This window comes from Mesobacterium pallidum (assembly GCF_019966535.1).
GTDB lineage: Bacteria > Pseudomonadota > Alphaproteobacteria > Rhodobacterales > Rhodobacteraceae > Mesobacterium > Mesobacterium pallidum.
Map to the genome: position 1 here is coordinate 262,929 of NZ_JAIMID010000005.1, position 15,327 is coordinate 278,255.

Consider the following 15,327-nt stretch of genomic DNA (forward strand, 5'->3'; position numbering starts at 1 on the left):
ATCGCCCCGGAGGAGACAGCCATGACCCACCCGACCATCGACCTGAGCGGCCAGACCGCCCTTGTCACCGGCGCGAGCCGGGGCATCGGGCTTGCCATCGCCCGCGTGCTGGCCACCTGCGGCGCCGACGTGATCGGGCTGGGCACGGCGATCTGCGCGCAGGACATGGGCGGCGCCTTCGACGGGCTGCCGGGCCGGTTCGTGCCGCGCGATTGCGACCTGTCGGATCGCGATGCCATCGACGCGCTGATCGCGGGGCTGGACGCCGAGGGCGCGCAGGTCGACATCCTCGTCAACAATGCCGGGATCATCCGCCGGGCCGAGGCGGCCGAGCATGCGACCGCCGACTGGGACGCAGTCATGGCCGTGAACCTCGACGCGGTCTTCCTGCTGAGCCGCGAGCTGGGCCGCCGCATGGTCGAACGGGGCCGGGGCAAGATCGTCAACCTCGCTTCGGTGCTGACCTTCCAGGGCGGCATCCTGGTGCCGGGCTACGCGGCGTCCAAGGGCGCGGTGGGGCAGCTGACCAGGGCTTTCGCCAACGAATGGGCCGCCAAGGGCGTCAACGTGAACGCCATCGCGCCGGGCTACATCGCCACCGACAACACCGCCGCGCTGCAGGCCGATGCCGAGCGCACGGCCGCCCTGATGGCGCGCGTTCCCGCCGGACGCTGGGGCGAGGCCGAGGAAATCGGCTGGCCCGTCGCGTTCCTGTGCAGCGAGATGGCGGCGTTCATGCATGGCGCGGTCGTGCCGGTCGACGGCGGCTGGCTGGCGCGCTGACCTACGGCCCGCGTTCCGTCCGGAAGGCATTGTCCCAGAGCGCGAAAAGCTGCGCCCGCCGGTTCCGGTCGAGTGCCACCAGCAGCGCCGGAGACAGCGCGATCACCCGCCGCCCGCTGGCGCCCAGCGCCGTCTCGACCAGGTCGCGGGTCATGACAAGGCCGGCCTCGGCCAGGATCTCCTGCGCCTGCGCGGACAGCAGGAAGTCCAGCAGCCGCGCGGCGGCCTGCGGATGCGCCGCCCCGCGCGGGATCATGTAGCTGCGCGACAGGATCAGCGTGTAATCCTCGGGCAGGATCACGCCCACGTCGCGGTCCATGTCGCCCGCCACGTAGGACCCCAGCACGTTGTAGGCGATGTGGTAGCGCCCGCTGGCCACGCCCTCGATGATCTCGGCCGAGCAGCAGGTGGCCACGGCATCAACCCGCGCGAAGCCTTCCAGCATCGCGCCGAAGGTCGTCGCCTCGAGGCTGTCGGCATGAGCGAAAAGGTAGCCAAGCCCCGAGGCCCCGATGTCATAGGTCGCGATGCGCCCGACCAGCGCGTCGGGCGGGGCGCGCATCAGGTCGAGCAGGGCAAACCGGCTGCGCGGCACATCGGCATCGGCGATGATGCGACGGTTGTAGATGATGACGGCGGGTTCCTCGGTCAGGCCCCAAAGCTCGTTCCGCCAGCGCCGGGTGTCCGGCAGGCTGTCGGTCGCGGGCGATTGGTAGGGCTGGGCGCAGGCGGCGTTGACCAGCCAGACCATGTGCTGCACGGCCGAGGACAGCACCGCGTCGGCGGGGGCGTGTTCCCCGTCGCAGGCCGCACGGCTGTCGGCGAAGAGGTCGTTCGAGCCCCATTGTTCATAGGCGACCGACAGGTCCGGGTTGGTGGCGACGAAGCGCTCGATCGCGGGCCGAACGATGGCGATGTCGGTGGTGGACCGCAGCGTGAGCACCGTGGCGCCGGTGCCGAACCGGGCCGTGTCCTCCTGCGCCCAGGCAGGCAGGGCGAGCAGCAGCAGGGCCATCATGAGGCGGATCATTTGGTCGTCTCCGGTGCCAGCGGCAGGACCAGCGCGATGCGGAAGCCGCCATCGCGCGGGCCCATCTCGACCCGGCCGCCCAGCGCTGTGGCGACGGCGGCGACGATGGACAGGCCAAGCCCGGCGCTGTCCTCCTGCGAGGCTGTGCTGCGTTCGAACCGCTGGCCCAGCCGCGCGGACACGGCCGGGTCGGGGCCGGGGCCGGCGTCCTGCACCCAGATCGCGGCCTCGCTGCCGCGCACCTCGGTTCCGATCGCGACGGGGGGCGCCCCGTGTTTCAACGCGTTGAACAGCAGGTTCTTGGTCGCCTGCCCGACCGAGAAGTCGTCGGCCATGACCCTCACCGGCTCCTCTCCGATCTCGAGCGTGACCTCGACCCCCGGCGCCAGCAGCTCGTGGTCGCGCCGGTCGATCATGTCCAGCGCCACCTCGCGCAGATCGAGCGCAACCCGAGGCGCGCTGTCGGTGCGGTGGATCACCAGTGCCCGCGACAAGAGCTGGTCAAGCAGCCGACCCAGCGAGCGGGTCCGCGCCAAGAGCCGCTCCATCGCCTTGGCGCTGGCGGTGGTGTCGTCGCTCTCCTGGATCGATTCGGCCTGCACCCGGATCGCGGCCACGGGTGTGCGCAGCTGGTGCGCCGTGTCCGAGATGAGGTTGCGCATCGCCTCCACCTGCCGGTCCAGCCGGCCCATGAAGCGGTTCATGGCGTCGATCATGACCTGCAGCTCGCGCGGCAGCCCCTCGGTCTGCATCGGCGTCAGGTCATAGGGATCGCGCCGCGCCAGCCCGTCCGACAGCGCCAGCAGCGGCGCCACGGCCGAGCGCAGGACAAAGTAGGACATCACCATCAGCGCCACCCCAGCGGCGATCATCGGCACGAGGGCGTCGAGCATCAGGTCCAGCGCCATGGCCTGCCGCGCATGGGTGGTCTGGCCGACGGTCACGGTGACGGCACCGGAAAAGCTGCGCTCGGCAAAGCGGCGCGTGACCTGCACGAACCGCGCGGCTTCACCTTGCAGCGCGCCGTCGAAATAGACCGGATCGACCCCGGGCGGGCGGTCGTCCCCGTCGACTGGGGCGTCGTAGAGGCCGGTGACCAACCCGCCACGGGGGCCGCGCACGGCATAGTAGATGCGGTCGTCCGGCGCCTGGGCCAGCAGCTCGAAGGCCGAAACCGGCAGGTCGACGAAGGGCGCGCCGTCCAGCACACGGATCGATTCCGCGATGTCCTGCGCGGCGCCCAGGAGCACCCGGTCATAGGCCTGGCGCGCCGCCTGCCGCCCGTTGAGCCAGGTCGAGGCCGAGACCAGCACGCCGCCCACCAGCAGGATCGTCAGCACCGCCCCGACGACGCGGGCGGCCAGGCTGGGCGGCGCGCCGCGCCTAGTCATCCAGCCCGATCCGGTAGCCGACCCCGCGCTGGGTCGAGATGCCCACCGGGCTGCCCGCCAGCTTCTTGCGCAGCCGCGCGATGTAAAGCTCGATGGCGTTCAGGCCGACATCCGCGTCGTTGAAGGCAAAGAGGGAATCGTAGAGCCGCTGCTTGGTCACCACCTGGCCCCGGTGGCGGATCAGCACGTCCAGCAGCGCCGCCTCGCGCCGCGTCAGGTCCAGCCGGGCGCCGTTCAGCGTGGCCCCCTGGCCTGCGGGGGAATAGCTGAGCGGGCCCAGCGCGATCTCGTCGCTCTTGTGGTCCGCCTCGCGGCGCACCAGCGCGCGCACCCGCGCCTCGAGCTCGCGCTGATCGAAGGGTTTGACGAGGTAGTCGTCAGCCCCGAGGTCCAGCGCGCTGACCCGGTCATCGACGGATATGAGCGCGGTCAGCATCAGGATCGGCGTCCGGTCGCCGCCCGCTCGCAGATCGCGCAGGAAGTCGCGCCCCGACCCGTCCGGCAGATTGATGTCGAGCACGATGACATCGTATGTCTGCACCGCGTGGAAATCGCGCGCCGCGGCCAGGCTGTCGGCGTGATCGCAGGCCATGCCCGACTTGGCAAAGCGCGCCACGACGCCTTCGGCCAGGTCGACCGCGTCTTCGACGATCAGAACGCGCATGTCCGCCCTCCCATGATGCCCAGCGAAAACCTGTCGGCCTGACAGGTTGGTGACAGGTTCCTCGGTTAATCCCTTTCTAACCCGCGCGGGGACCGGCTGCAAAGCGCCGGCATCCCTTCCCGGGCGAAGGTTCCGCGCCCGGCCACGGCCTGGCGCACGAGGAGGAGAACAGACATGATCACGAAAACCCGCACCCTGATTGCGGCCCTGGCGCTTGGCGCCTCGGCCTTTGCCGCATCGGCCCAGGAAAACCCCGAATGCATCGCGCCCGCCAACCCGGGCGGCGGCTGGGACTTTACCTGCCGCCAGGTTGGCAAGTCGATGCAGGACCTGGGCCTGATCGACAAGACCATGCAGGTCGTCAACCTGGCCGGCGGCGGCGGCGGCGTGGCCTTTGCCGAAGTCGTCAACAAGCGCGGCGATGACAACGACCTGATCGTCGCGGCCTCGACCGCGACGGCGACGCGGCTGGCGCAGGGCGCCTACCCGGGCAACACCATGGACCAGGTGCGCTGGCTCGCCTCGATCGGTGCCGATTACGGCGTGATCGCCGTGGCCGCTGACAGCGACGTGAACACGCTGCCCGAGTTGCTGGACCAGATCAAGAATGACCCGACCAGCGTGTCGGTTGCCGGCGGCTCGGCCGTGGGCGGCTGGGACCACCTCAAAGTGCTGATCGCGGCCAATGCCCATGGCATCGACGACGTCCGCTCGGTCAAGTACATCGCCTTCGACGGCGGCGGCGAGGCGGTGACGCAGCTGCTGGCCGGTTCGGTCCAGGCCTTCACCGGCGACATTTCCGAAGCCAAGGGCTTTGTCGACAGCGGCGACATCAAGGTGATCGCGGTGCTGGCGCCCGAGCGGCTGGACGGCGAATTCGCCGCCTTCCCGACCGCCCGCGAGCAGGGGATCGAGGCCATCGGCGCCAACTGGCGCGGCTTCTACGCGCCCGGCGACATGACGGACGAAGCCTATGACGCCTGGGTGTCCAAGATCGCCGACCTCTATGCCTCGGACGCGTGGAAAGAGGTGATGGCGGCCAACGGCATGGCCCCGCTCGACCTGCAGGGCGCCGCGTTCGAAGAGTTCGTGGCTGCCTCGGTCCAGCAGATCCAGGACATCTCGCGCGAGATCGGGATCATCAAGTAACCACCACGGAGCATCGCCGGGCCCGGCGCCCGGCGCGCCCCTCCCCGGCCACCCCTTCCCAAAGGGGTGGCCATTTCCCAAACGCTTTACGTCGAAGGAGCGCGCCATGAGCGACCGTATCTTCGGCCTGTTCGGCGTCCTGCTGTCCATCGGATTCGTGCTTGCCGCCTTGGCAATCGAGGAAAGCTTCCTCTCCGATGCCGTGGGGCCCAAGGCCTTTCCCATCATCATCGCCGCTATCCTGGGCCTCTCGAGCGCCGTGATCGCGCTGCGCCCCGACCCCGAGCCGCACTGGCCTGCCATCGGCCGCCTGGCCGAGATTGCCGCCGCCGTGGTCGTCATGATCCTGTACGCCGAAATGCTTCCGGTCGCCGGTTTCGTCGCCGCCACCGCCTTTGCCGCCGCCTACCTGGCCTGGCGGCTGGGGTCGAGCGCGCTGGAATCGGTGCTGGTCGGCGTCGGCACCTCGGTCGGCATCTACGTCATCTTCCACCTCGCGCTTGGCCTGTCGCTGGCGCGCGGCCCCTGGGGGTTCTGAGCCATGGAGACGCTTTCCAACCTCGGTGACGGCTTCCTGATCGCCCTCACCTGGCAGAACCTGGCGCTGGCGCTGCTGGGCTGTTTCCTGGGCACGATCATGGGCGCGCTGCCCGGCCTGGGCCCGTCGAACGGCGTGGCGATCCTGATCCCGCTGGCCTTTACCCTTGGCCTTGGCGCGACGCCTTCGCTGATCCTTCTGACCTCGGTCTACTACGGGGCCATGTACGGCGGGCGCATCAGTTCGATCCTGCTGAACATCCCCGGCGACGAGCCGGCGATGATGACCTGTCTCGACGGGCATCCGATGGCCAAGAAGGGCCTTGCCGGCGAGGCGCTGTCGCTCTCGGGCATCGCGTCATTCGTCGGTGCCTTCTTTGCCACCTGGGGCCTGATCCTGCTGGCCCCGCAGCTGGTCAAGATCGCGCTGCTGTTCGGCCCGGCAGAGTACTTTGCCCTGTTCGCGCTGGCGTTCATGACGCTGGGCGGAGTCAGTTCGACCAACCAGGCCAAATCGGCCTTTGCCGCCGCCCTGGGCCTTGGCCTTGCGATGATCGGCGTGGACACCCAGACCGGCGTGCCGCGTTTCACCTTCGGCGAGGTGCACCTTTATGACGGACTCGACTTCCTCGTCGCCATCGTGGGCCTGTTCGCCCTGTCGGAAGTCTTCATCTTTCTCGAGAACCGCCACGGCGGCAACGCGGACGCGACCAAGCTGAAGATCGGCAAGCTCTACCCGCCGATGTCGATGATCAAGCAATGCATCCCGACCATGCTGCGGACCTCGTTCCTCGGCTTCCTCGCTGGCGTTCTGCCGGGCGCGGGGGCCTCGCTGGGGTCCTTCATCAGCTACTCGATGGAAAAGCGGCTGGTCGACAAGGACGGCACCTTCGGCACCGGCGATCCGCGCGGCGTCGCGGCGCCCGAGGCGGGCAACAACGCCGCCGCCGGGGGCGCGCTGGTGCCGATGCTGGCGCTGGGCGTGCCGGGCTCGGGCACGACCGCCGTGCTACTGGCGGTGCTGCTGGCGCTGAACATCACGCCGGGCCCGCTGCTCTTCACCCAGAACCCGGACGTTGTCTGGGGCCTGATCGCCGCGCTTTTCATTGCGAACTTCATGCTGCTGGCGATGAACATCCCGATGGTGGGCCTTTTCACCCGCGTTCTGATGGTGCCCTCGCGCATCCTCATGCCGATCGTGGCGATGGTCAGCTTTGTCGGGATCTACGGCATCTCGGGCTCGACCTTTGACCTCTTGGTCATGATCGGGTTCGGCGTCATGGGCTGGGGCCTGCGCAAACTGGACGTGCCGTTGGTGCCGATCATCCTGGGCACGCTGCTGGGCAACTCGATGGAGAACAACCTGCGCCGCGCCATCACCATCGACAACGGCAACTGGTGGACGCTGGTGGACAGCCCGCTGGCGCTGTCGCTCTGGGCCATCGCGATCATCGGCTTCATCCTGCCGGTCGTCATCGGCCGCACGGTCAAATCGCGGATGCATGCCCGCAAGGACGAGGAAGGCGCGATCAGCGACTGACCGCACTGCCCTTTTGACAGGCGGCCCCGTGCACCCGCGCGGGGCCGTTTGCATGTCCGGCCCCCGAATGCGCGTTCTGCGCCACGGGTCCGGGAAAAGAACGCTTGGGGGCGTAGTCCTGCCGGATTTTCCTGTCATGGTAGAGGGATCGAGCCAGGAACATCGGGTCAACGATTGCTGCGCCTATTCTTCGCCGCCGCGTCCCGGCGGTACATGGACATTTCCTTTCGCGCCGCGCCGGGTGCCCAGGCCCGCGTGATCGAGCGGCCGGGCCTCTGGATGGACGACGCGCAGCTTTCCGGGCTGGCCGCCGACCTGCGCACCGTGGCGGGCAAGACCCTGCCCGCCGGGCAGTTGACCTATGGCGTCTTTTCCGGCGACCGAGGGCGGCTGGAGCGCTCGGTCATCACGCTGATCACGCGCAAGTCCGACGGCGTGCCCATCGCCTTCAACGCGCTGGCGCTGATGGACCTCGATCTCGGCGGGCGGTCCGAGACGGTGCTGCACCTTGGCCTTGTTATGATCGACCCGGACACGCAGGGCGGCGGCCTCTCTTGGGTGCTTTACGGCCTGACCTGCACGCTGATGCTGTTCCGTAACGGGCTGCGGCCGCTCTGGGTGTCGAATGTCACGCAGGTGCCGGCAGTCGTGGGGCTGGTCGCCTCTGGCTTTGCCAATGTGTTCCCCGCGCCGACGGCGGGCGGGCGACCCGAGGGGCGGCGTCACCTGATGCACCTGCTGCTGGCGCGCCGCATCATGGCGCACCAGCGCCATGTCTTCGGCGTCGGCCCCGAGGCCGGGTTCGACGAGGACCGTTTCGTCATCACCAACGCCTATACCGGCGGCTCTGACGACCTGAAAAAGACCTTTGACGATGCGCCCAAGCACCGCGACGCCGCCTACAACGATTTCTGCCGGGCCGAGCTGGATTACGACCGCGGCGACGACGTGCTGCAACTGGGGCAGATCGACCTGCCGACCGCGGTGAGCTATCTCGCCCGCGAGGTCCCCCCGCGCAGCTTTGCCGCCGCCGGGCTGGCGCTGGGGATGGCCGTGATGCAGCGGCTGGCCCTGCCACTGTGGCACTGGTCCGACAGCCGCCGCACCTTTGGCATCCTGCGCGCGAGAGGGGCGAAATGACCGATTTCACTTATGCCGAAATGACCACCCGCAACCTCGGTTTCGTGACCGAGGCCGAGCAGGCGCGGCTGCGCGAGAGCTGCGTCTTTGTCTGCGGCACCGGCGGCATGGGCGGGGCGGCGGTGATGTCGCTGATCCGCGCAGGCGTCGGGCGACTGATCCTTGTCGACATCGACCGCTTCGAGGTGTCGAACCTCAACCGCCAGCTCTTTGCCACGCTCAAGACCATCGACGCCCCCAAGGCCGAGGCGACCCGCGACGCCTGCCTGTCGATCAACCCCGAGGCGCGGATCGAGGTGCTGGGGCCGGACTGGACCGGGCAGGTCCGGCGGCTGGTCTCCGAGGCGGGCGTGGTCATCAACGGCTGCGACGACCCGGGCGCGACGCTGCTGCTTTACCGCACCGCCCGCGCCGCCGGAAAGCGGGTGATCGACGCCTATGCCGCGCCGCTGCCCTCGGTCTACGTGACGGATGCGACCGACCCGATGCCCGAGGAACGGCTGGGCTATCCCACCATCGGCACCGAGTGGGACAAGCTGACCGAGGACCAGGTTGCGGCCGCGGCATTGGCCGAGGCGGAACATGTCCTCACCCATTCCTCGTCCCGCAAGCATGTCGACCTGGCGCTGGCGGGCGAGGTCGTGGCCGGCACCCGGTCGCGCATGTCCTTTGCGCCCATGGTCATCATGGCCGGCACGCTGATGGCGGGCGAGGCGCTGAACGCGGTGCTCGGCCGTCCGCGCGGGGCAGAGTGCCGGGGCTGGTTCCTGAACCCCCATCGCGGCAAGATCGAACACCCGCTACCCGCGCCGCTGGCCGCGCTGCTGCGTCCGCTGGTGCGGCGCGAGATCCGGAAACTGCTGGGATGAGCGATCTGGCCGCATATCTCGCCGATTCCGCCGTGGGCGTGGCGGCGGGCACAGGCGCGCTGCTGGTGTTGTCGCGGGTGGACCGCTTTGCCGCCTCGCCGGCGTTGGCCTGGCGCTTTCGCCTCTGCCTCTGGGTGCTGGCGGCGCTGATGTTCGTGCGGGTGATCTACTGGGGCGCGGGTGGCTGGCTCTCTGCCACGCTGACGCTGGCGCTGGCCGGGTTGCTGCCCCTCTGCGCCATGCTGCTGGCCGAGGGACTCCTCCGCCGCCACGCCCCGCCCGCGCTGAAACTCTTCGTCACCGGAGGGGCCGTGGCCATGGTCCTGCTGGCCCCCCTGCCCGCCGGGTTCCTGACCCCGCTGCGCATCGGTGCGCTGCTGGCGCTGCAGGTGGTCGGGCTTCTCTGGGTCGCGTGGATGGTCGTGGCCCGCGACCGGGCCAGCCTGTCGCAGGCCGAGAACCAGTCGATCGACCGCATGGCCTTGTCGCTGCTGCTGATCCTGCCCTTGCTGGCGACGGATTTCCTGCGCGACGACCTGGGCGACATCCCTGTGCGCATGGGCGGGATCGGCGTGCTGGGGCTGGCCTGGCTGTCGGTCAACATGAACCGCGCGGGGCTGACCGCGCGGGCGATCCTCAAGGGGGTGGCCGCCGCGCTGGCCGTCACCGGCGCGGCCGTGCTGATCGTCACCGCCATCGCCGGGCTGGACCTGCGCGGGGCGGTGCAGGTGGGGGCCGTGATGCTCTCGGCGGTGCTGCTGCTGGCGATCTGGCAGGCGGCCATGGCCTTTGTCATCGAGGACCGGCAGGCGCGCATCCTGTCCGCCATCGCCCATGCCCGTGACCCGGCGCGGCTGGTGCAGGCGGGCAGCGGCGCGCCCGACGCGCTGGTGCTGGGAGAAGCCGAGCTGGCAGACGTGGACAGCGTCGCGCTCGCCCGCCATTTCGCCGCCGCGCCGGTCTACTGGTCGGGCGATCCGGTGACCGGGCCCCTGAGCGAACAGCTGGGCTGGCTGTGCACCCGGTTCGAGGCGACGCATCTTGTCTGCCTCTCTCGCGATCCGCTGCGCATCGTGGCCCTGTCGAACCCCGGCCTGACACGGACCGAGGCCGCCCATGACACGCTGCTGGCCTTGCAACGCATGGCCGCGCTGATGCAGGAGCGCCCGGCATGATCACCCTCGTCGAACGCGACTTCGCGGCCTTCTTCGCTGCGCCGTTTAACGCCTACGGGGCGGGCGCGCCTTACGTTTCGCCGATGAAGGCCGACCTCGCACGGTTCCTGTCTCTCAAGAACCCGCTGTTCGGATCAGAGGCGGATTTCACCTATTTCGCCGCGCTGCGGGATGGCCGCCCGGTCGGGCGGATCACGGCGCATCTCCACCGCGCCTCGAACGCGCTGCACGGCGAGGCGCAGGGCTGCTTCGGCTTTTTCGACTGCGCGGATGATCCCGAGGCCGCCTCGGCCCTGCTGGCTGCGGCCGAGGCCTGGGCGCGGGCGGCGGGTATGACGCGGCTGACGGGCAATTTCAACCTGACCGCCATGCAACAGGCCGGGATCATGACCGAAGGCTTCGACCGTGTGCCCTACACCGATCAGATCTGGTCCCCGCCGCACCTGCCGCGCCTGCTCGAGGCGAACGGGTTCACCCGTCATTTCCCCATGACGACCTTCGAGCTGACACTGGATGCCCAGCCCCAGGTCCTGCCCGACGACATCCGCGCCGGCCTGCTGGCCGAGGGGTTCACCTTTGCCCCCGTCACCCGCCGCACGATCGACGCCCGGCTCGAGGATGCGCGGGCGATCCTCAACACCAGTTTCAAGGACAACCCGATGTTCGTGCCTGTGACGGCCGAGGAATTCATGTTCCAGGCCAGGGACATGAAATGGGTGATGGACCCGCGCATTTCCAAGGTCGTGCACTATCATGGCCGGCCCGCTGGGGCGGTCATCGCCATCCCCGACCTCAACCCGCTGCTGAAGCGGCTGGGCTCTCGGATGCGGGCCAGCCTGCCCTGGCATTACCTGCGGCACCGGGCGCGGAACGACCGCGCGGTGGTGATTTTCCAGGGCGTCATGCCCGAGTTCCAGAACCGCGGCGTCAACCCGCTGATGTTGTCCGAGATGGCGCGGGACATGGCCGCGGCGGGGTACAGGCGCGTCGGCGGGACCTGGATCGCGGACGTCAACGCGCCCTCGCTGCGGCAGGCAGAAAAGAGCGGCGCGGTGCCGCTGCACCGGCTGCACCTGTTTTCGAAGGAGCTGGCATGATCGACCGCGACACGTTCCTCGAGGTGGTCGCGATGGCGCGGCTGGCGCCCTCGACCCACAACACCCAGCCCGCGCGCCGGTCGCTCGGGCCCGAGGGGATCACCCTTTGGGCCGACCTGTCGCGGCGCCTGCCGGTGGGGGATGCGGATGAGCGGGACCTGAAGGTTTCTTGTGGCGCGGCGCTCGAGGGGACGGTGCTGGCGCTGGCGGCGCAGGGGATCGGCGCGCGGGTTGCCCCGCCTTATGGCGGGTCGCCCGACAGCCGGTATCGCGCAATGGCGCAGGTGGTGCCCGAGGGCGATCCCGACCCCGCAGACCTTGCGCTGGCCCAGGTGATCGCCGCGCGGCAGTGCAACCGTGCAGGATTCGGCCCGGTCGGGGAAGGGCTGATGCGTCGCCTGACCGATTGGGCCGCGCAGCAGCCGCACATGACGCTTGTGACCGACCGCGCCGCCATTGCCACGCTGGCCCGGCAGGTCGATACCGCCTCGGCCCGGATCATGCGGAACCGCGTCTTTCGCGCCGAGCTGCTGTCCTGGATGCGCCTCAGCCCGCGTGATCCGCGCTTTCACAAGGACGGGCTGAACCCGGTGGCGCTGAACATGCCGGGGGCCATCGCCGCCGTGGCGCGGCCAGTGCTGGGATCGCGGATCTACGACCTGTTGGCGCGGCTTGGCCTCGGGCCTGCCCTCTCGGGCGAAGAAAAGGCCACCGCCGCCGCCTGTGGCATCGCGCTGATGCATTGGCCCGAAGGTGGCGCGATGCTTGACGCCGGGCGGTCCTTCTACCGCAACTGGCTCACGCTGACCGCCATGGGACTGACGGCCTGGCCCGCCGCCGCATTGGCGGACGATCCGCAGACGCGCGCCGAGATCACCCGCACCCATACGCTGCCACAGGGTGAGGTGATGTACAACGCGCTGCGGCTGGGCGCAGCCACGGGGGCCCCGCCCAGCCGGGTCAGGCTGGACCCGGCCGAGGTGATCCTCGACCGGGCGTAGGGTCACGCGGCGTCGTTGCGCGCGACCTCCATCAGCAGCTTCTCGGTCCGCGCCTCGTCGATGCGGTTGTGCAGGCGCAGGCTTTCCTCGCGGTCGCGCAGGGTCTTGGTGATCGACACGGTGGTGTGCACCAGCATCAGCGCGGACATCGCGTAGAAGCCCTTGGCGGCGAAACTCGCCTCGAGGAAGAAGATGCCGCCGGCCATCATCGCCGCCGCGACGGCAAAGCTGACGATGGTGAAGAGGTTCCAGGCGTTGGACTGGGGAAGCGGTGCGTAATCGTCGTGCATGGGTCTGGTCCTTTCAGGGATGGGGGGTGAGTGCTCGATCAGTCTTGCTTTTGGTCGGCCTTGCGGGCCTTCAGCCGCTCCAGCACGGAGTCGGCGTCGGATTTCAGCGGGGTGCCGCAGCCCTCGGCGGCCAGACGGTCGCGGATGGTGTCGGCATTGCCGGTGCTTTCCAGCTCGGTCATGGCGCGGGCGGTTGCGTCCAGCTCGGCCTGGCGGGTCTGGAGCCGGTCCAGCGTCGCCTCGGCCTCGCGCAGGGTCGTGAGGCCGGCGTCGGGCATGATCGCCTGCATCTTCTGCGTCTTGTCGGTGGCCTGGGCCAGCCGCTGCCCGCGCTGCAACTGCCGCAGCCGGGCCTCGCTGTCGCGCAGCACGCTGCGCAGGCGGGCGATCTCTTCGCGGAACCGCTCCTGCGCCGCACTTGAGGTGTCGCGTTCGGCCTCGAGATGGGCGATCGCATCGGCGGCGTCATGGGCGAGGTCCTCGCGCCCCTTTTCCAGCGCATCCAGCGTCCGCGTCTCGAGATCCTCGATCTGCCGGACCAGCCGGTCGAACTGCTTCCGCTCCTGTTCGTTTTGCGCCATGGCCACGGCCACCGCCTTGCGCGACATCTCGACCGCATGGGCGCAATCGCGGATCTGCTGGCGCAGCAGCGGCAGGGCGTTGCGGTCGACCACCGCCTCCATCGCCTCGTACCTCCGGCCCCGGACAGTCGTGAAAAGCTGTTTGAGCATTTCCTGCCTCCTTGATATGAACATTGTTCAATAATGGTATGGCGGGAAATTGAACATTGTTCAACTCCTGTTTTGAACAATGTTCATAAATGACGTGAGGTCACATGGCAAACACCGGGGCAGGCAGCAAGCGCGCCGCGCTGAAACAGAGGATTCTCGAGGCGGCAGAGGCCCGAATCCGCGATCACGGGCTGAAAATGCTGCGCGCGCGGGATGTCACGAACGATGCCGGCTGTGCGCTTGGCAGTCTCTACAATGCGTTCGAAGACCTGGACCTGCTGGTCCTAGGGGTAAATTCGCGCACCCTCGGCCGGCTCGAATCGGCGCTGCGCACGGCGTCAGAGGGCGCGGACAACCCCGAGGCGCAGCTGCGCGCGCTGGCCCATGCCTACAGGGGCTTTGCCAACGAGAACCCGCATCTCTGGGCCGCGCTGTTCGATCACCGCATGCCCGAAGGCGTGCCGGTGCCGGACTGGCACATCGACGAGCACCGCCCGCTGATCGAGATGGTGATGGCGCCGCTGGGTCAGCTGGCCCCGGACCTCGGCAGCGACATGCTGGCGATCCGCGCGCGCACGCTGTTCTCGGCGGTGCACGGGATCGTCAAGCTGGCGCTCGAGGACCGTTTCGTCGCCCTGCCGCCGGACCTGTTGGCGGCAGAGCTCGATGCGTTCCTCGCAGCCCAGCTGCGCAGCGCTGCGGGCTGACAGCCCAAAGGGCAAGCGCTTCGTCAGGCGAGGTGTTCGGCCAGGAACGCCTTGGTCCGCGCATGGGCGGTCCCGGCGGCCTCGGCGACGTAGGCGGGCCGGGCGTCGTTGGCAAAGGCATGGCCCGCCTCGTACCAATGCACCTCGATCTCGGGCAGAGCCTCGACAGTCTGCGCGACCAGCTCGGCCGGGGTGTGGTCGTCACTCTTGCCGAAATGGGCCAGCACCGGCGCCTTCAAGGGCGCGTCGAGGTACTGCGCCAGCCGCGTGCCGTAGAAGGACACGGCCGCATCCACCGGCAGCTTCTGCGCCGCGCGGATGGCAAGCCCCCCGCCCCAGCAGAACCCGATCACGCCGACCTTGCCGCCCGCCTGTTTCAGACGCTCGACCGCCGCACTGATATCCATGACGCTTTCCTCGAGGTTCGACGACATCATCAGGTCGCGCCCCGGGATCGGATCATCGAACGGCACCACCGTGCCCGGCGCCTGCCGGTCGAAGAGCGCGGGGATCGCGACCTCGTAGCCCTCGGCGGCGTACATGTCCGACACGCCCTTCAGCTGGTCGGTCACGCCGAAGATCTCCTGGATGATGACCACGCCGCCCTTGCGGTCCCCCACGGCGGGCGTGACCCAGCAATCCAGCTCGTGCCCGTCCGCGGCCTTGATCTTTTCCATGCCCATGGTCATTCCCCTCGCCTGTCTGCGGTTTTCGCCGACACGGTGTCGCCTTGGCGCGATGGGGTCAAGGCCGCCTCGCCCGGCAAGGCGCTACGAAAAAGGCCCCGGCAGATCGCTCTGCCGGGGCCGGTTCATCGGGACGCGAAGGGCTCAGCCCCCGCGCATCCGCTGCATCAGGAAGACCTCGTCCCCGGTCTCGATGGCCCGGTGACGATTGCCGGTGTAGATCTCGCCATTCAGCGCGACCGAGACACCGTCCTCGAGGATCGGCGCCACGCCCGGGTGTTTGGCGATCACCGCGTCCAGCATTTCGCCGATGGTCGAAGCCTCGACCGTGACGACCTCCTCCCCATCGGTGAGGCGCCGCAGCCCGGCCCAGAGATGAACGTCTACCCGGGCCATGGCTTACGCCTCCTTGATCGCCTTCAGCACCTTCTGGGGCGACATGGGCAGGTGACGCAGCCGGGCGCCGGTGGCGGCGTGGATGGCGTTGGCGATGGCCGGCAGCGGCGGGGTGATGCCGGTTTCGCCGACGCCGCGGAC

The 15,327-nt window shown here is 69.1% G+C and carries 17 protein-coding genes; 10 read left to right on the forward strand and 7 right to left on the reverse strand.

Annotated features, from left to right (window positions below):
* Positions 1-21: 21 nt before the first annotated feature.
* Entirely contained in the window at positions 22-783 is a 762-nt protein-coding gene (locus MF270_RS10145; protein ID WP_238365759.1) for an SDR family oxidoreductase, read from the forward strand.
* A gap of 1 nt (position 784) precedes the next feature.
* Here the strand turns inward: MF270_RS10145 and MF270_RS10150 are convergent, their stop codons facing one another.
* Genes MF270_RS10150 through MF270_RS10160 form a run of 3 tightly spaced genes read right to left on the reverse strand, consistent with a single transcriptional unit; the run spans position 785 to position 3,868 of the window.
* A complete protein-coding gene (locus MF270_RS10150) occupies positions 785-1,813 on the reverse strand; it encodes an ABC transporter substrate-binding protein (RefSeq protein WP_238365760.1) in 1,029 nt (342 codons plus the stop codon).
* Positions 1,810-3,204: a sensor histidine kinase gene (locus tag MF270_RS10155; RefSeq protein ID WP_238365761.1), complete on the reverse strand. Its 1,395-nt coding sequence runs from the start codon at positions 3,202-3,204 to the stop codon at positions 1,810-1,812. The genes MF270_RS10150 and MF270_RS10155 overlap by 4 nt, the downstream gene beginning before the upstream one ends.
* On the reverse strand, positions 3,197-3,868 hold the full coding sequence (locus MF270_RS10160) for a response regulator transcription factor (RefSeq protein ID WP_238365762.1): 672 nt from the start codon (positions 3,866-3,868) through the stop codon (positions 3,197-3,199). The genes MF270_RS10155 and MF270_RS10160 overlap by 8 nt, the downstream gene beginning before the upstream one ends.
* A gap of 174 nt (positions 3,869-4,042) precedes the next feature.
* Between MF270_RS10160 and MF270_RS10165 the strand changes: the two genes are divergently transcribed.
* The 8 genes from MF270_RS10165 to MF270_RS10200 all read left to right on the forward strand — a co-directional run bounded on the left by MF270_RS10165 (position 4,043) and on the right by MF270_RS10200 (position 12,376).
* Positions 4,043-5,017 (forward strand): Bug family tripartite tricarboxylate transporter substrate binding protein, encoded by a 975-nt coding sequence (locus MF270_RS10165; RefSeq protein WP_238365763.1) that lies wholly within the window; start codon positions 4,043-4,045, stop codon positions 5,015-5,017.
* Between the two features lie 106 nt (positions 5,018-5,123).
* The gene (locus tag MF270_RS10170; protein WP_238365764.1) at positions 5,124-5,555 is read left to right on the forward strand and encodes a tripartite tricarboxylate transporter TctB family protein; all 432 of its coding nucleotides are present in this window, start codon (positions 5,124-5,126) and stop codon (positions 5,553-5,555) included.
* A gap of 3 nt (positions 5,556-5,558) precedes the next feature.
* Positions 5,559-7,094, forward strand: coding sequence for a tripartite tricarboxylate transporter permease (locus tag MF270_RS10175; RefSeq protein ID WP_238365765.1), 1,536 nt, complete (start codon positions 5,559-5,561; stop codon positions 7,092-7,094).
* 213 nt (positions 7,095-7,307) lie between these two features.
* A complete protein-coding gene (locus MF270_RS10180; protein ID WP_238365766.1) occupies positions 7,308-8,234 on the forward strand; it encodes a hypothetical protein in 927 nt (308 codons plus the stop codon).
* Entirely contained in the window at positions 8,231-9,103 is an 873-nt protein-coding gene (locus MF270_RS10185; protein ID WP_238365767.1) for a HesA/MoeB/ThiF family protein, read from the forward strand. Before MF270_RS10180 ends, MF270_RS10185 begins: the two co-directional genes overlap by 4 nt.
* Positions 9,100-10,278, forward strand: coding sequence for a hypothetical protein (locus MF270_RS10190; RefSeq protein ID WP_238365768.1), 1,179 nt, complete (start codon positions 9,100-9,102; stop codon positions 10,276-10,278). The genes MF270_RS10185 and MF270_RS10190 overlap by 4 nt, the downstream gene beginning before the upstream one ends.
* A complete protein-coding gene (locus MF270_RS10195) occupies positions 10,275-11,375 on the forward strand; it encodes a GNAT family N-acetyltransferase (RefSeq protein ID WP_238365769.1) in 1,101 nt (366 codons plus the stop codon). The genes MF270_RS10190 and MF270_RS10195 overlap by 4 nt, the downstream gene beginning before the upstream one ends.
* On the forward strand, positions 11,372-12,376 hold the full coding sequence (locus MF270_RS10200) for a nitroreductase family protein (protein ID WP_238365770.1): 1,005 nt from the start codon (positions 11,372-11,374) through the stop codon (positions 12,374-12,376). The genes MF270_RS10195 and MF270_RS10200 overlap by 4 nt, the downstream gene beginning before the upstream one ends.
* 2 nt (positions 12,377-12,378) lie before the next feature.
* Here MF270_RS10200 and MF270_RS10205 read toward each other — a convergent pair whose 3' ends face one another.
* Both MF270_RS10205 and MF270_RS10210 read right to left on the reverse strand, forming a co-directional pair.
* Positions 12,379-12,666 (reverse strand): YiaA/YiaB family inner membrane protein, encoded by a 288-nt coding sequence (locus MF270_RS10205; RefSeq protein WP_238365771.1) that lies wholly within the window; start codon positions 12,664-12,666, stop codon positions 12,379-12,381.
* Positions 12,667-12,704: 38 nt separating this feature from the next.
* Entirely contained in the window at positions 12,705-13,397 is a 693-nt protein-coding gene (locus MF270_RS10210) for a PspA/IM30 family protein (protein ID WP_238365772.1), read from the reverse strand.
* A 104-nt stretch (positions 13,398-13,501) separates the two neighbouring features.
* Here MF270_RS10210 and MF270_RS10215 point away from each other — a divergent pair, with 104 nt between their 5' ends.
* A complete protein-coding gene (locus MF270_RS10215) occupies positions 13,502-14,104 on the forward strand; it encodes a TetR/AcrR family transcriptional regulator (RefSeq protein WP_238365773.1) in 603 nt (200 codons plus the stop codon).
* Between the two features lie 23 nt (positions 14,105-14,127).
* Here MF270_RS10215 and MF270_RS10220 read toward each other — a convergent pair whose 3' ends face one another.
* Positions 14,128-14,793, reverse strand: a complete 666-nt coding sequence (locus MF270_RS10220; protein ID WP_238365774.1) for a dienelactone hydrolase family protein — start codon at positions 14,791-14,793, stop codon at positions 14,128-14,130.
* Positions 14,794-14,934: 141 nt separating this feature from the next.
* Positions 14,935-15,186, reverse strand: coding sequence for a MoaD/ThiS family protein (locus tag MF270_RS10225; RefSeq protein ID WP_238365775.1), 252 nt, complete (start codon positions 15,184-15,186; stop codon positions 14,935-14,937).
* Positions 15,187-15,327: the final 141 nt, after the last annotated feature.

Bases quoted from the DNA above. Each gene is read 5' to 3' on its own strand.
- MF270_RS10215 (WP_238365773.1), top strand. From the start codon at position 13,502: ATGGCAAACACCGGGGCAGGCAGCAAGCGCGCCGCGCTGAAACAGAGG.
- MF270_RS10150 (WP_238365760.1), bottom strand. From the start codon at position 1,813: ATGATCCGCCTCATGATGGCCCTGCTGCTGCTCGCCCTGCCTGCCTGG.
- MF270_RS10200 (WP_238365770.1), top strand. From the start codon at position 11,372: ATGATCGACCGCGACACGTTCCTCGAGGTGGTCGCGATGGCGCGGCTG.
- MF270_RS10170 (WP_238365764.1), top strand. From the start codon at position 5,124: ATGAGCGACCGTATCTTCGGCCTGTTCGGCGTCCTGCTGTCCATCGGA.
- MF270_RS10165 (WP_238365763.1), top strand. From the start codon at position 4,043: ATGATCACGAAAACCCGCACCCTGATTGCGGCCCTGGCGCTTGGCGCC.
- MF270_RS10210 (WP_238365772.1), bottom strand. From the start codon at position 13,397: ATGCTCAAACAGCTTTTCACGACTGTCCGGGGCCGGAGGTACGAGGCG.
- MF270_RS10190 (WP_238365768.1), top strand. From the start codon at position 9,100: ATGAGCGATCTGGCCGCATATCTCGCCGATTCCGCCGTGGGCGTGGCG.
- MF270_RS10195 (WP_238365769.1), top strand. From the start codon at position 10,275: ATGATCACCCTCGTCGAACGCGACTTCGCGGCCTTCTTCGCTGCGCCG.
- MF270_RS10185 (WP_238365767.1), top strand. From the start codon at position 8,231: ATGACCGATTTCACTTATGCCGAAATGACCACCCGCAACCTCGGTTTC.
- MF270_RS10155 (WP_238365761.1), bottom strand. From the start codon at position 3,204: ATGACTAGGCGCGGCGCGCCGCCCAGCCTGGCCGCCCGCGTCGTCGGG.
- MF270_RS10180 (WP_238365766.1), top strand. From the start codon at position 7,308: ATGGACATTTCCTTTCGCGCCGCGCCGGGTGCCCAGGCCCGCGTGATC.
- MF270_RS10145 (WP_238365759.1), top strand. From the start codon at position 22: ATGACCCACCCGACCATCGACCTGAGCGGCCAGACCGCCCTTGTCACC.
- MF270_RS10175 (WP_238365765.1), top strand. From the start codon at position 5,559: ATGGAGACGCTTTCCAACCTCGGTGACGGCTTCCTGATCGCCCTCACC.
- MF270_RS10160 (WP_238365762.1), bottom strand. From the start codon at position 3,868: ATGCGCGTTCTGATCGTCGAAGACGCGGTCGACCTGGCCGAAGGCGTC.
- MF270_RS10205 (WP_238365771.1), bottom strand. From the start codon at position 12,666: ATGCACGACGATTACGCACCGCTTCCCCAGTCCAACGCCTGGAACCTC.
- MF270_RS10225 (WP_238365775.1), bottom strand. From the start codon at position 15,186: ATGGCCCGGGTAGACGTTCATCTCTGGGCCGGGCTGCGGCGCCTCACC.
- MF270_RS10220 (WP_238365774.1), bottom strand. From the start codon at position 14,793: ATGACCATGGGCATGGAAAAGATCAAGGCCGCGGACGGGCACGAGCTG.